14 protein-coding genes and 1 other RNA gene are annotated in these 13,903 nt (G+C 37.7%); 3 read left to right on the top strand and 12 right to left on the bottom strand.

Annotated features, from left to right (window positions below):
* Window positions 1-272 precede the first annotated feature (272 nt).
* The 7 genes from recR to EYB29_RS02370 all read right to left on the bottom strand — a co-directional run bounded on the left by recR (window position 273) and on the right by EYB29_RS02370 (window position 5,775).
* A complete protein-coding gene (gene recR / locus EYB29_RS02400; protein ID WP_026867057.1) occupies window positions 273-869 on the bottom strand; it encodes a recombination mediator RecR in 597 nt (198 codons plus the stop codon).
* Complete coding sequence (locus tag EYB29_RS02395) at window positions 870-1,193, bottom strand: YbaB/EbfC family nucleoid-associated protein (RefSeq protein WP_026867056.1); 324 nt, start codon at window positions 1,191-1,193, stop codon at window positions 870-872.
* A 67-nt stretch (window positions 1,194-1,260) separates the two neighbouring features.
* Window positions 1,261-2,895 (bottom strand): DNA polymerase III subunit gamma/tau, encoded by a 1,635-nt coding sequence (dnaX, locus tag EYB29_RS02390; protein ID WP_026867055.1) that lies wholly within the window; start codon window positions 2,893-2,895, stop codon window positions 1,261-1,263.
* A gap of 115 nt (window positions 2,896-3,010) precedes the next feature.
* Window positions 3,011-3,277, bottom strand: an RNA gene (ffs, locus tag EYB29_RS02385) — signal recognition particle sRNA large type.
* 48 nt (window positions 3,278-3,325) lie between these two features.
* The gene (locus EYB29_RS02380; protein WP_166626459.1) at window positions 3,326-4,378 is read right to left on the bottom strand and encodes a carboxypeptidase-like regulatory domain-containing protein; all 1,053 of its coding nucleotides are present in this window, start codon (window positions 4,376-4,378) and stop codon (window positions 3,326-3,328) included.
* Window positions 4,368-5,171, bottom strand: coding sequence for an ABC transporter ATP-binding protein (locus EYB29_RS02375; RefSeq protein ID WP_166626458.1), 804 nt, complete (start codon window positions 5,169-5,171; stop codon window positions 4,368-4,370). Before EYB29_RS02375 ends, EYB29_RS02380 begins: the two co-directional genes overlap by 11 nt.
* A 142-nt stretch (window positions 5,172-5,313) precedes the next feature.
* Entirely contained in the window at window positions 5,314-5,775 is a 462-nt protein-coding gene (locus EYB29_RS02370) for a YehR family lipoprotein (RefSeq protein ID WP_026867052.1), read from the bottom strand.
* 117 nt (window positions 5,776-5,892) lie between these two features.
* Here EYB29_RS02370 and EYB29_RS02365 point away from each other — a divergent pair, with 117 nt between their 5' ends.
* The 3 genes from EYB29_RS02365 (at window position 5,893) to EYB29_RS02355 (ending at window position 8,301) form a co-directional block, all read left to right on the top strand.
* Complete coding sequence (locus EYB29_RS02365) at window positions 5,893-6,339, top strand: DUF1801 domain-containing protein (RefSeq protein ID WP_166626457.1); 447 nt, start codon at window positions 5,893-5,895, stop codon at window positions 6,337-6,339.
* 187 nt (window positions 6,340-6,526) lie between these two features.
* Entirely contained in the window at window positions 6,527-6,931 is a 405-nt protein-coding gene (locus EYB29_RS02360) for a general stress protein (protein ID WP_166626456.1), read from the top strand.
* A gap of 83 nt (window positions 6,932-7,014) precedes the next feature.
* Window positions 7,015-8,301, top strand: coding sequence for a D-serine ammonia-lyase (locus EYB29_RS02355; RefSeq protein ID WP_166626455.1), 1,287 nt, complete (start codon window positions 7,015-7,017; stop codon window positions 8,299-8,301).
* A 174-nt stretch (window positions 8,302-8,475) separates the two neighbouring features.
* Here the strand turns inward: EYB29_RS02355 and EYB29_RS02350 are convergent, their stop codons facing one another.
* From EYB29_RS02350 to EYB29_RS02330, 5 genes are read right to left on the bottom strand one after another with little or no spacing between them, the layout of a single operon-like run.
* Window positions 8,476-9,720, bottom strand: coding sequence for an MBL fold metallo-hydrolase (locus EYB29_RS02350; RefSeq protein WP_166626454.1), 1,245 nt, complete (start codon window positions 9,718-9,720; stop codon window positions 8,476-8,478).
* 17 nt (window positions 9,721-9,737) lie between these two features.
* Window positions 9,738-11,093: an ABC transporter substrate-binding protein gene (locus EYB29_RS02345; RefSeq protein ID WP_205710584.1), complete on the bottom strand. Its 1,356-nt coding sequence runs from the start codon at window positions 11,091-11,093 to the stop codon at window positions 9,738-9,740.
* Window positions 11,094-11,099: 6 nt separating this feature from the next.
* On the bottom strand, window positions 11,100-11,921 hold the full coding sequence (locus tag EYB29_RS02340) for a carbohydrate ABC transporter permease (protein WP_026867046.1): 822 nt from the start codon (window positions 11,919-11,921) through the stop codon (window positions 11,100-11,102).
* Between the two features lie 12 nt (window positions 11,922-11,933).
* Window positions 11,934-12,827: a carbohydrate ABC transporter permease gene (locus tag EYB29_RS02335; protein ID WP_166626453.1), complete on the bottom strand. Its 894-nt coding sequence runs from the start codon at window positions 12,825-12,827 to the stop codon at window positions 11,934-11,936.
* Window positions 12,817-13,872: an ABC transporter ATP-binding protein gene (locus tag EYB29_RS02330; RefSeq protein ID WP_166626452.1), complete on the bottom strand. Its 1,056-nt coding sequence runs from the start codon at window positions 13,870-13,872 to the stop codon at window positions 12,817-12,819. The genes EYB29_RS02335 and EYB29_RS02330 overlap by 11 nt, the downstream gene beginning before the upstream one ends.
* Window positions 13,873-13,903: the final 31 nt, after the last annotated feature.

The following is a 13,903-nucleotide window of genomic DNA, read 5'->3' as shown; positions in this document are numbered from 1 at the left end:
AGAAGACTTTTTATTCGGAATTAAACGTTGACATATTGTCATTCAGTTTTCAATGTTCTCTTTTGTAAAGTTTGTGTAAATTTCTTGTTGACTGTTTTTAATTATAACACGCTGTCGACTCGAACGCAAGCATTAATTTTGTTAACTCTTATGTTGTGTTTTGTTGTGTTCGTGTTTGTCGCTCAACAAGATATAACTATACAGGACACTAAGAATTAATGCAACCCTTTATTTAAAAATTTATTTAAAAAATTATAAGGGCATGCACGCCCTTATAATTCAGTCCTATATTCTATTGCCTTAGATAGGGTGACTTCGTCCGCATATTCTAGATCGCCACCAATAGGTAAGCCATGTGCCAGGCGAGTTGTCTTGATACCAATCGGTTTGATGAGCCGAGTTAAATACATTGCAGTCGACTCCCCTTCAATATTCGGGTTAGTTGCTAGTATGAGTTCATTTACTTCTTCATCTTTTAATCTTTCTAATAATGATGGAATGTTAATATCCTCAGGTCCAATTCCGTCCATAGGGCTAATTGCACCATGGAGAACGTGGTACAGACCTTTATACTCACGCATTTTCTCCATAGCAATGACGTCCTTAGTATCCTGAACTACACAAATCGTCGAACGATCCCTATTCTTATCTTGGCAAATATAACACGGGTCTATATCTGTAATATGTCCACATACACTGCAAAAAGTTAACTCTCTTTTAACTTGCATGAGGCTTTTAGAAAAGTCTACTACGTCGTCTTCTTTCATATTAAGTACATAAAATGCCAGGCGCTGAGCTGTTTTCGGCCCAATACCTGGCAATTTCATGAAGCTGTCAATGAGCTTAGATATCGGTTCTGGGTAATGCATTTACATCATCCCTGGAATATTTAAGCCTTTTGTGTGCTTACCAAGACGTTCACTTGTTAGTTCATCAGCTTTGTTCATTGCTTCATTAGTTGCCGCGACAATGAGATCTTGTAACATATCGATATCATCTGGGTCTACAACATCTTCTTTGATTACAACGTCAATGACTTCTTTATGTCCAGAAACAACAACGGTCACCATACCGCCACCTGCAGTACCTTCAACTTGCTCTTCTTTCAGCTTCGCTTGTTCTTCTTCCATTTTCTTTTGCATTTTCTGCATCTGCTTCATCATGCCTTGCATGTTATTCATACCACCGCGCATGTTTTCATCCTCCGATACATTTTTATTTCTTCCATATTATATATGATTATGACTTTTTTACAAAGTATCAATCATTCACCTCAACGATATCTCCAAACATTTTCTTTGCGATATCTGAGGATTTCTCTTCAGTAGACTGTTTTTGCTGAATGTCACTTCTGTGTTGATCAATATAATTTTGTCTGACTTGCTTCCAACTCGAATCTGGGACCCCAACAACTTGTACTTTCTTACCTATAATTTCCAGTATTAACTTTTCAAGCTCTTCTTTTTTGCTGGCATTCTGATTGATAAGTTCACAGTGCACATCATTATCAAACTTGATTAAGACATGCGTATCGCTTGCAGCAACCGGTACAGAATCTTTGATTAGAGCTCGTAAAGATTGAAGACCTTTATCTTCAATGTATTTATAGACCCCTGGCCAACCATCTTTAAGTTTAACTAAATCCTCTTTATTCGCATTTTTCAATACACGTTCTATCTTCTCAATTGAGAACCCTTGCTTACTTCTTGCAACAGTTTTTTTTGGTTTTTCTTTCACTTCAATGCCTTGTTCTATCTTCTCTTGTAGAGCATTAATTTGAGCCTTAAGTTCTACAATCTCATTAGACGAAGCTTCATTAATGTTCGCAGAAGGATGTACTGATTCAAGTACACGAATCAGTTTAACAATGACAATTTCCAAGTGCACACTCGTATTTACTGAAAATCTCATGCTGACCATTGCATCATTTAACACATCAACCATCTTGTACAAAATTTCATTTTCTGTATGAACAAAGGCTGTACCCTCAGTAATCTTATTAGAGTGCTTCATCAATATAACATCTCTTATAAAGAATACAAGCTCATGGACTAGACGTGTCGGGTCCTTACCTTCATCTATAAATTGCTGATATTTATGAAATGCCGCTTCTGTGTTTTTATCCTCTATTGTTTTTAACCAGTCATTTAATTCATCTTGTTCAATACCGCCTGTAATCATTACCGCGTCTTCCATAGTCACTTCATCACTTGAAAAGGCAATGACCTGATCCATAATTGACAATGCGTCACGCATTCCGCCTTCTGCAATTCTCGCAATATAGCGTAGTGCATTTGGATCGTACTTAGTACCTTCTTGGTCCGCAACAAATTCAAGTCGCTCAGTTATTTCATTAAGATCAAGTGATTTAAAATCAAATCTCTGTGTTCTAGAAATAATCGTCGCGGGAATCTTATGGGGTTCTGTAGTTGCTAAGATAAATATAGCATGTGCTGGTGGTTCCTCTAGGGTTTTTAACAGCGCATTAAAAGCACCTGTCGTTAACATATGAACCTCATCTATAATGTAGACTTTGAACTTCGTTTCCGCTGGTGCATACTTCACCTTATCGCGAATATTACGAATTTCATCTACACCATTATTACTTGCAGCATCAATTTCAATCACATCGTTCGCACTACCGTCAGTAATAGATTGGCAAATTTCACATTCATTACACGGTTCACCATCCTGTTCGTTTGGACAGTTTAAAGCTTTAGCAAAGACCTTAGCGATACTTGTCTTACCAGTACCTCTTGGTCCACTAAATAAATAGGCATGTGATTCCTTACCGCGTTGAATGGCATTTTGTAAGGTTTTAGTTACGTGACGCTGGCCAACAACATCACTAAATTTCTGAGGCCGAAAAGCTCTATATAACGCCTGATATTCCATCAAAAGGCACCTCATCTTTTCATTATTTCTAGCTGTAATTATAACATATGGTGTGCTTTAGACCCTTATATTTAGGCATAAAAAAAGACTTCATTCTTATGAAGTCAAAAAAGTACCGTGCACCGCTTTGTCGTGTCTGATGAACAAGCGTTACTCGTAAGTTCAACTCAATCACGGCAACCCTACGGCACATAGAATTGGCCACTTAATGCTGCTTCCTTCCGGACCTGACATGGTTCATGACGTTCTATTGCATAGGACCGCAATATCAACATTGAAGCTTACGAGGCAGTCCTCACACTCCAAACCCTCAAAAGCGGGATTCAGCCTTGCTAGAGCGGATTGCAAGTACAGGGCACCGCTACCTCCCCGCTTAGCACGGTAAGTTATATAATATCAAATTACTTTTCTTCATGCAAGAAATATTTGCTTATCTAACAAAACGTCGGTAGACGATAACTCCAATTGTTGACAGTAGTAGTAAGACGCCGACTGAAATTAAAGTAATTTCTAACCCGGATATACTGTCCGAAATTGATTCTTCAGACTTTTCATCTGTTTCTGTTTCTTCTACAGGTGCCTCAGACGTTTCTTTTTCTTCTTCGGTGTCTTCTTCAACAGGTTCTTCACTTTCAATTTCTTGAACCTCAATAGAATAACCTAGCTTATCTCTATTGCCGACCTCAACATCAATAGGTTCTGTTGTGGTTTGGTAATAATCGTTTTCTTTCATATTTAATGTATATGTACCTGGAGCCACATCTTCAAAAAGAAATTCTCCATTGGCATCAGATTGAGATTCAACAGAATCTTCTCCATCCGTTAATACGAGCGTAATACCTTCCACACTCGCTTCACTGTCATCAATAACAGAGCCACTAACTGTATAACCTTCTCCCTCAAGCGCTTGAATCGTAATACCTTCTTCATTCTTAGGTTCTTCAGCTACCTCTTCTTCCACAACTGGTTCTGTCTCTTCCACTACAGGCTCTTCATATGTTTGAACAGGCTCTTGATATTCCGTTTCATTGGCTTGATCACTATAACCGTCATCTTGAGTCTCTCTTTGATTGCCTTCTACCCATACACCATTGGAATCATAATAACCTTCTGTATTATCGCCCTCTATCCACACACCGTTGGCATCGTAATAACCCTCTGAGTTATTACCATCATTCCAATTATTATCATTATAGTTGTTCGTGTTACTTTGACCACCTTCTACCAAGTTACCATTCGTATCATAATATCCTTCAGACGTCGAACCATCATCCCACGTTTCATTATTAGCATTCGGGTCTTGATAACTATCATTTGTCACACCATTTTGACCTTCATTATATGTATCTGTTTGATTATTATTTTGCCAAGGATCTTGATATTCGTTGTTATATTGATTATTATCTCCTTCAACTGCCTGAACATTTAAAGGACTAAATACAATTAAAAATGCGATAAAGATTAAGATGTATTTATTTTTCATCCTTAGCCTCCGTCTCTTTAATGATTAAACTCGGTCTGTCATTATCAAACCTAACAGCCACCGGTGTCTTATACACTTCACTTAAATTATAATCTGTTAACACTTCTTTTATTGGTCCTGCCTTTAACACTTCCCCATCTTTAATAAGTAAAACATGAGTAATTGGTTGAATTAATTCTTCTATATAATGCGTCACATAGAGTAAATGTCGGTCTTCATCACTTATTTTTTTAACAATGTTTAAGACATCTTCTCTCGCTCTCACATCAAGTCCACTACATGGTTCATCTAAGATCAACAGCTCAGGCCCTCCCATTAGCGCACGTCCAATCAATATCCTTCTTCTCTCACCTTGTGAGAAAGTATCATATGTACGGTCGCGCAAATGACTAAGATTCAACATATGGAGTATTGAATCCGCAAGATCGATTGTTTCAGGATCTAGATCTTCGTAAATACCAAATGAAGCAAATTTACCACTGATGACAATGTTAATTGCTGTCTCTCTATTCAATGTTTGATGAAATTTATCGAGACTGGAGCTGACATAACCAATCTTCTTTCGCATCTCAGGTAAGCTTGCCTTACCAAATTCAGTACCAATAACCGTAGCTTTGCCACTTGTAGGATAATTATAACCGAGCACAATATCTAAAATAGATGTCTTACCCGCACCATTTAAACCAAGAATTGCCCACTGTTCACCACTATTAACTGTCCAAGAAACATCTTTCAATATTTCCTTTTTGCCGCGGCGCCACGTAATATTTTTTAATGAAATAATCTCTCCCACGGTTGTCACTCCTAAAACTTCACTTTTAACTCCATTATAACTGTAATACCACCAGTTCAACATAGCTAGAAGATAAAAAAGGATGAGAAGTCTCAAATTCAAGATTTCTCATCCAAAGCTTATATATTATCATTTTGTATTTCTATTCTTCTGAATCTTCACCGACTTCTGTATAACCTTGAGATTCTAACATTTCAGCAGACCTTTCCATGCTGACACCTTCTTCTGGATCACCTTCAAGATCAATACCTGTCACATTTTGTGCTTCATCATAATCTAGTTCTTCATAATTCACTGTTAACTGTTCTACAGCCTCGTCATCACCAAATTCAATACTGTAGTCAACACCTTGTAGACCTTCATATTCTTCAGAGACAGGTCCTAGAATTTCTTCCGCTTCTTCTTTAGTGATACCTAGTTCTTCATAGTTAACGATATTCTCAGCATCTTGACTGATTACTTCATCCCCATTGTAAGTATAGACTAAGGTACTGTCGATACCGCCTTCATTCATTTCAAATGTCCGCGTCTCTTCACTGCTTCCACAAGCCGTCAGTACAAGCATTACAGCAATAAATAAAAATAATGCCCAAGCCTTCTTCATATACATACCCCCATTTGTTTATATTCTATAAATTACCCTAATAACTTACAATAAACATTTTTTATGTACTGCCTTTATATATTTTTATAATAAAATTGGATAAAAGGAGGTTAAAGTATGACTTTTGATGAGTATGTAGCATCCATAGATGATAAATGGAAAGATGCATTTCTAAAGACATGGGAAACATTTGAAACACACTTACCACCAGGTTTTGAAGTTAATATTTCTCATGGCATGCCTGGCTTTGACGTGCCATTATCTACCTTCCCTGAAGGCTACCATGTTGACAACTCCCCCTTACCATTCATCGGTATAGCAGCTCAAAAAAGACACCTTGCTGTTTACCATATGGGGATGTACAGAGAGCCTGAAGTCCTTGATTGGTTTACTGAAGAATATCCAAAACACATGACAACAAAGTTAAATATGGGTAAAAGTTGTATACGATTCTCTAACCCTAAAAAAATTCCTTATGAACTACTAGCAGAATTAGCAGAGAAATTTACTGTTGAGGAGTGGATAGAACTCTATAAGTCAAGACCCACAGGACCAGATGCATAAATTAAAACACCTCTATGCCAGAGTATGAACTCGAAGCCTATATTCAAGCAAATAAAAATTACTTTGAAGATCAGCTGTATAAAACTTTCAAACAAGAATATATCAGATAATTAAACGATTAATATTGTTTTAACTCATCTCTCCAGGGTAGATATCTAGTAAATGTTAATCCTCAGGAGGGATGAAAATGTCTAGAGTTGAAACTTTCGTCAACGAGAAAGATTTATTGAATCGAATTCACGAATTGAAAAATGAGTTGAACGTCGACAGAAGAAAATTAACAGTGTATTCAAATGATTCTTTTGAAAGCTTGGAATTAAATGAGGATGTGCAATCGAAGACGATTGATGGTAATGCTAGTGATAAATTAATCACTTATTTCTCTGCAGGTGAGCCTGAAGACAGACGTATCGAAAACATGAAATTAAACCACGAACAAGAAGAAGCTTACAGATTTGCTTTAGAACATCACCAATCCGTGTTGTTTATCGATAGTCCAGATTTTGAAGGTGCGCATAAGACTGAGTTAAAAGATATGAACTATGATGCTGGTACAGTTGTTATCGATATGAACAAGCTTGATGACAAATAGTAAGAAAGGTTCCCCAGCAAGGAACCTTTTTTATTTTGCCTAAATTTAATACACTAAGTGAAAAGGGTTAAGGAGTTGATTTTGTGATTGCAGATAAATCTAAAAAAGAATGGATACGCGAATATCCTAAAATACAAGATTTGATCGATTATAAGGAGACCATCTGGTTAAATGACAATATTAAATCAATGGATACTGTGACAGATGATTTAGCACTTACAGAAGATGATATTCTAGATGCTGAGGCTCGTTTAAAACGTTTTGCACCCTATATTGCACACGTATTTCCAGAAACTACAGACCAAGCTGGTATTATTGACTCTGCTTTAACAGAACTCACTCATATGCCTAAAGCCTTAGAGTCTTTGTTTAATCAAAAAGTTGATGGTCCACTATATTTAAAACAGGACAATCTCCTTCCTATTTCTGGTTCTGTAAAAGCGCGTGGTGGTATTTATGAAGTTTTATGGTTTGCTGAAAAAATCGCTTTGAATGCGGGATTAATCAGCACTGAAGATAATTATATAAAATTTGATAGTGATGACTTTAAAACATTATTTTCACACCACGAGCTAGTCTGTGGTTCGACTGGAAATCTTGGTTTAAGTATCGGAATAATAGGTGCTAAATTAGGATTTAAAGTAACAATCCACATGTCCCTAGACGCACGTCAATGGAAGAAGGATCTTCTTAGAGAAAAAGGCGTAAACGTGGTTGAACATGAAGATGACTATTCCAAAGCAGTCTTACAAGGCAGACAGGATAGTTTAAATGATCCAAATAGCTATTTCATTGATGACGAAAACTCAAAGACCCTATTTTTAGGTTACGCTGTTGCAGCCATTCGTCTAAAAGCTCAACTTCAAGATCAAAATATTAAGGTCGATAAAAACCAGCCCTTGAATGTCTACCTCCCATGTGGTGTTGGTGGCGGCCCAGGCGGCATAGCATTTGGCTTAAAAACTGTTTTCAGAGATTCTGTAAATTGTTACTTTGTCGAACCCACACACTCACCTTGCATGTTACTCGGTATGATGACAGATTATCATGATCGATTATCAATCCAAGACTTCGGTTTGGATAATTTAACTGCTGCTGACGGCCTTGCAGTTGGGCGACCATCAGGCTTTGTCGGTGACTTGTTAAAAAACCTTATTTCAGGAATCAGCACTGTGAGTGATACACATCTGTTTGAAATGTTAACTGCAATCTACGATACTGAATCCATAAAACTAGAACCATCCGCACTAGCGGGTATCTACGGCGCGATTCAAATGGATAAGAGCGGCACACATATTGCCTGGAGTACAGGTGGAGATATGGTTCCCGATGATGTTTGGCAGGATTATTATGAAATGAGTAAGAATTAAGCGGGTTGTTGAATGTTGGATGGGCACGAGGATTTCTCATCACTGCTCTAGTTGAGTTGGATGGAGATGAGTATTCCATGTCACCACCCGAATATCCTTAACCTAGAATGCAAATACCAGCTCACCCCACAAAAAGGAACGGCAAAAATATGCCGCCTTCTTCCTTTCAGCTCATTATTCAGCTGCTTCATCGCTCAAAATTTCCTCTAATTTATATGCTTTAGCCGCTTTTGGTAAAAAGGTCCTGACACCATTTTCGTTCAAAGCTGCTGCTTGTGCCTGAGGTTCAAAAGTATGCCAAGGCACCGTCACATCGGGATCTATATCCTTTACAATATCGATAATGTCTTTTCTAGATGCATGACCTGAGACACTATAATCTACAAAATCAAAACCGACTTCTTCTAAGGTTTTCATCAATACTTCGTATCGTGGATCATAGTCACCCAGTGGTTCTCCGTTCATATGAACATAGACACCTGCTTCTAGTTCATTAATTTTATCGATATCATCAAAATGAGTCTGCACGACTTGATGATTGTAATCACTTAATTTTTTCCATGTACAAACTGCTTCTGTTGTATAGTGTCTTAATAAATCAGAAAATCGTTTATCCCAATATATTGGACGACCTATTCTATGTCCTAAACGATTCAATTCTACCAATCGTTCGACGTTTCTCGGATAGGGATTAATCACTATCGTTCGATTTTCATCGAGTAAGAGTTGTGTAAAGTCATCTATTAAATCTTTCTCACTTCTATAATCTTGATCATCTTCATCCGGAAAACTAAACGACGTACCTTCTATCATGAGTAGATCTACAGATTTAACATGACTAGTTAAATCCTTAATATTTCCCGGGTGATATCCATGTTTTCTAACATCACCACTGTGCAGAATTTTTTTACCATCTACTTCGATTAAGATACTGGATGTACCTACAATATCATGGTCATTAGGGACAAAAGTCACTGTGTAATGTCCGATTTTCACAGGTCTGTTATAGCCAACAGCATGTAGCTCTGCTTTTACTTCTACTTCGAGATCACTCGATAGTAAAGCATCGTATAAGGCTTTCGTTTCTTCTGACATATATACTGCCGTATTTTCTGGCAAGTATTTTAAGCCTGCATTATGGTCTAGATGAAGATGACTGATAAACACTGCTTGGTTTTCATATGGACGATTGGACACACCTGCTAAATCAGATTTAAAACCCTCAGTGTTAAATAGATGTGGAATTGCCGGTAACTTACCCGCTTCAATTAATGCTTCTGTCACAGATAAGTTACCTCCGTCTTCATACATTTCATTCGGCATGCCAAAATCCATAATTAGACGATCCTTACCATTGTCTAATGAAAATATATTGGAGCCTATGGACTGTAGTCCATTCCAAAATATAATACGTTCCATTTTTACGCTCCTAATACCTAATTGTTTTCTTCAATAATTGTCGTCACTTCTTCTTGTAATCCTTGCATTGTTTCTGTTACATCAGCACCATCAATTAGAATTGCATCTTGTGCTTCTAACATCGCATTACGGTACTCACCTGAACCTGCAAACATTGGTGATGCAATCGCATATTCTGTTTCCGCTGCTGCAGCTTCTGCATTCGGGTTTTCTTCTAAATAAGTCTGATATGACTCATGTTCAATTCCAGCTTCTGTAACTGGCACATACCCTGACGCAATTGCCCATTCTGCAGTGTTTTCAGGCTGTAGTAAGAAGTTCATAAATGCCGCTGCACCTTGTTGTTCTTCTTCAGATGCTGAGGCAAAGACTGTAAGATCGTTACCTGCTAATAATGTCAGTGGTTCTCCTTCGTTGTACACTGGTAATTCAGCAGTTGACCAGTTAATACCACTTTCCTCCGCACCAGGTTCAACATGTGATAATCCTGCAGATGAACCAAGGTAAACTGCGATGTCACCACGGCTAAATGGACCTGACATATATCCATCTTCCCCAGCAGTTCTTGCCCATCCTGCGTCAATTCCATCTACTATATACTGCATCGGTTCTGTCGCATTTTCTTCACCGATATCGACTGTTGAAAGGTCATCTGAAATCCACTCAGCCCCATTTTGTCTCGCCATTGTTTCAAGTTCCATTTCAACACCTGCTTCAAGACCTAAAGCAAAACGCTCATCTCCAGCTTCTTGCATCTCTTCACCTAATGCTTGTACATCTTCAAATGTTGTTGGTACTTCTGCGTCATACTCTTCTAAAATATCTTCATTTACATACATGATTCTTACTGATTTAGAAAAAGGTAAAGCCATCGTTTGATCTTCATATGAAACACCTTCTAAAAATCCTGGAATAATGCTGTCATAAGTCTCTTGATCAAAATTTTCTCCTGACAATAAGTCATCTAATGGGATGATTAAATCATTTGATGACCAGTCAGGAATATTCGAAGCAGTCGCCTGTGAAATTGTCGGTAAATCATCAGATACCCCTGAAGCCATAATACTTTGGTTTAGAGTTTCATAGTCACCTTGATTTTGTTCAACCACTTCATACTCATCCTGTGATTCATTAAATTTGTTTGTTAGTTCCGTGATCGCTTCTTGGTGTGGACCATTCATTGCATGCCAAAAAGTAATTTGTGTCGTGTCACCTGAAGTTTCTTCTGACGATTCTTCAGAAGTTTCACTACTTTCTGTTGATGTTTCATCTCCTGAAGTTTCTTCTGTCGTACCCTCTTCTCCTCCACCACAAGCTGCAAGTACAAAAATCATCATTGTTAACATTAATCCCATCAATAATTTCTTGTTCATGGTAAATTATCCTTTCGTTCCGGTATTTGCAATACCTTTAATAATATATTTTTGGAAAATCATGTAGAACACTATCATTGGTACAATCACAAATGTCGATGCTGCCATAAGTAGTTCAAAACGCGTACCAGCCTCTGTCGTGAAGGCTTGAAGTCCAACAGGTAAAGTTCTCATCTCAGTGTCATTCGTTACAAGTAACGGCCATAAGAAAGCATTCCATGAGCCAATTACTTTTAAAACAACCATCGTAATAATTGACGAACGACTTAAGGGCACAAGCACTTGCCATAGAAATCTAAAGTCCGAACAGCCATCTATCTTCGCTGCGTAATAGAGGTTATCTGATATCGACTCAAACCTCTGTTTAACGATAAACACTGATAGCACACTGGCTAACCAAGGCACAATCAGAGCCATGTATGTATTTATCCAGTCTAAGTTGGCTAAGGTTACAAAGTTCGGAATGATCAATAATTCTCCAGGTACCATCATCGTCGCAAGCAGTAAGGCAAATAGTACATCTTTCCCGTAAAAATTTAATCGCGCAAAGGCAAAGGCTGCAAGAATTGCCGTTAAGACCTCTCCTAAAGTACTCAGTGCTGTAACAATCACACTATTGACGAGGTACCGTACAAAAGGTGCGACTTGAAAAGCTTCAACGTAATTACTAAACACCATCGATACTGGCCACCAGATGGGTGGCATTGCAGTTGCTTCTCCAGCTGTTTTTAACGATGTTGCAATCATCCAGTAAAAAGGAATTATCATTGTTAATGCACCGATGCCAAGTAATACATAGATGATTATTTTCTTTGAAACACTCGCCATGAAATTCCCCCTCTATCTGTAATGTACAAATCGCTTGTTCATCCAAAGTTGGATGAGTGTAATAACGAAAATAATTAGAAACAATACAATTCCTGATGCTGATGCAACACCGTAGTCAAATTCTGTATAGAATTTTTTGTATAAGTAATACACAACGGTAATTGTTGAGTTCGACGGTCCAGGTTGACCATTAAATAAGGCATATATTTCATCGAACACCTTAAAATTATTAATTATTGAAAGAATTGAAACTAAAAATATTGTTGGTCCAAGTAACGGCACAGTCACATTGGTAAATCTTTGCCATGCATTCGCTCCGTCAATTCTCGCAGCATCATAATAGGTTTTACTGATGTTGTTTAAGCCAACTAAGAACAACAAAATATTAAATCCTAAACTCTTCCATATCGCCATAATAATTGCCGCAGGCATAGCCCAATCCGGGTTTGTTAACCAGTTGATACTGTCAATTCCAAATATGGCCAACAAGTAGTTAATTAATCCGTAATTTGAATGGTACAGCCATCGCCAAACGATGGAAATAGCTACTGTGCTCGTGACAAATGGGAGAAAGTAAATAGATTGAAATAATGGTTTTAAGAAATTGACATTATTTAACAATATTGATATCGCTAAGGCAATCACAATAGAAAGTGGTGTGACAAAGAGTACATAAACAAAAGTGTTCATCAAGGATTCAGCAAATTCTTGATCACTAAACAATGTTTCAAAACTCGTTAAACCATAACCGCTTGTCTCACCTGTAAAGATGTTGTAGTCGTTGTAAAATGCCATCGCAAAAGATTTTATTATCGGGTAAATGTTAAAGACACCAATGATGATAAACAAAGGTAATATGTACCAGAATGCTTGAAAAGTCGTTTTCCAAGTTTTTCTATTCTGCATCTTTAATCACCACTCGATTTCCATATCCATCAAAGAAATGCATAGCATCAAAGTTCGTTGTGAAAGAAACTTTATCACCTTCAGTGAAGTTGATATCAACATCTGTAATGTCGACAATTTGTTCATTATCTAGCTTCAATCGAACTGTACGTTCCTTACCTACGATTTCTATGCGGTCTACCACACCCGTTATAAGACCTGACTCACCATAAACTTGGGTAAATGATTCTGGTCGTATACCGATGAGCTTAACGTCTTTACTCTGTAATCTGTCTCGAAGACTTGAGTCAAAACCTGCTTTTAAATCATCAAAGTCAAAGGTGCTAATCTCCGGACTTCCAAGAAACTGAGCGACAAAAATATTATCCGGTCGGTCATAGAGCGCTTGCGGTCCACTATGTTGTTGTATTAACCCTTCATTCAACACCATCACTTTGTCTGAAATACTTAAGGCTTCTTCTTGATCGTGAGTAACAAAAACCGTTGTCACACCCGTCTCCTTTTGAATTCTTCGTATTTCTTCACGCATGCCCTTCCTCAATTTTGCATCGAGATTAGATAATGGTTCATCCATCAACAAAATTGACGGTTCCTTACTGAGGGCTCTCGCAATGGCGACGCGCTGTTGCTGTCCGCCTGACAATTGTCCAGGCTTCTTGTTCAAGTGCTCTGAAATTTGTACAAGTTCTGCAAGTTCTAAGGCTCTTTCCTTACGTTTCTTTTTGTTTACTCCAGCCATTTTTAAAGGAAACATAATATTATCGATAACGGATAGATGGGGGTATAAGGCATAATTTTGAAAGACCATACCCACTTTTCGTGCATTCGCATCTTTTTTCGTAACATCTGTATCACCGAAGAATATTTTTCCGTCCGTTGGCATGAGTAACCCTGATATAAGCATGAGAGTTGTGGACTTACCACACCCAGACGGACCTAGAATTGAAACCAAGGAATGATCTTGAATGTCAAAACTCATGTCGTCTAATATCGTCCTATCATTGCCATCATATTTCATTGATACATTTTCAAATCTTACTTTCATGTAAATCCTCCTTGATCCGTCTGTCTCTCTT

Source organism: Jeotgalicoccus sp. S0W5 (assembly GCF_011634875.1).
GTDB classification, from domain to species: domain Bacteria; phylum Bacillota; class Bacilli; order Staphylococcales; family Salinicoccaceae; genus Jeotgalicoccus; species Jeotgalicoccus marinus.
The sequence above is the reverse complement of the archived record's forward strand: the minus strand, read 5'-3'. Positions and strand labels throughout refer to the sequence as shown.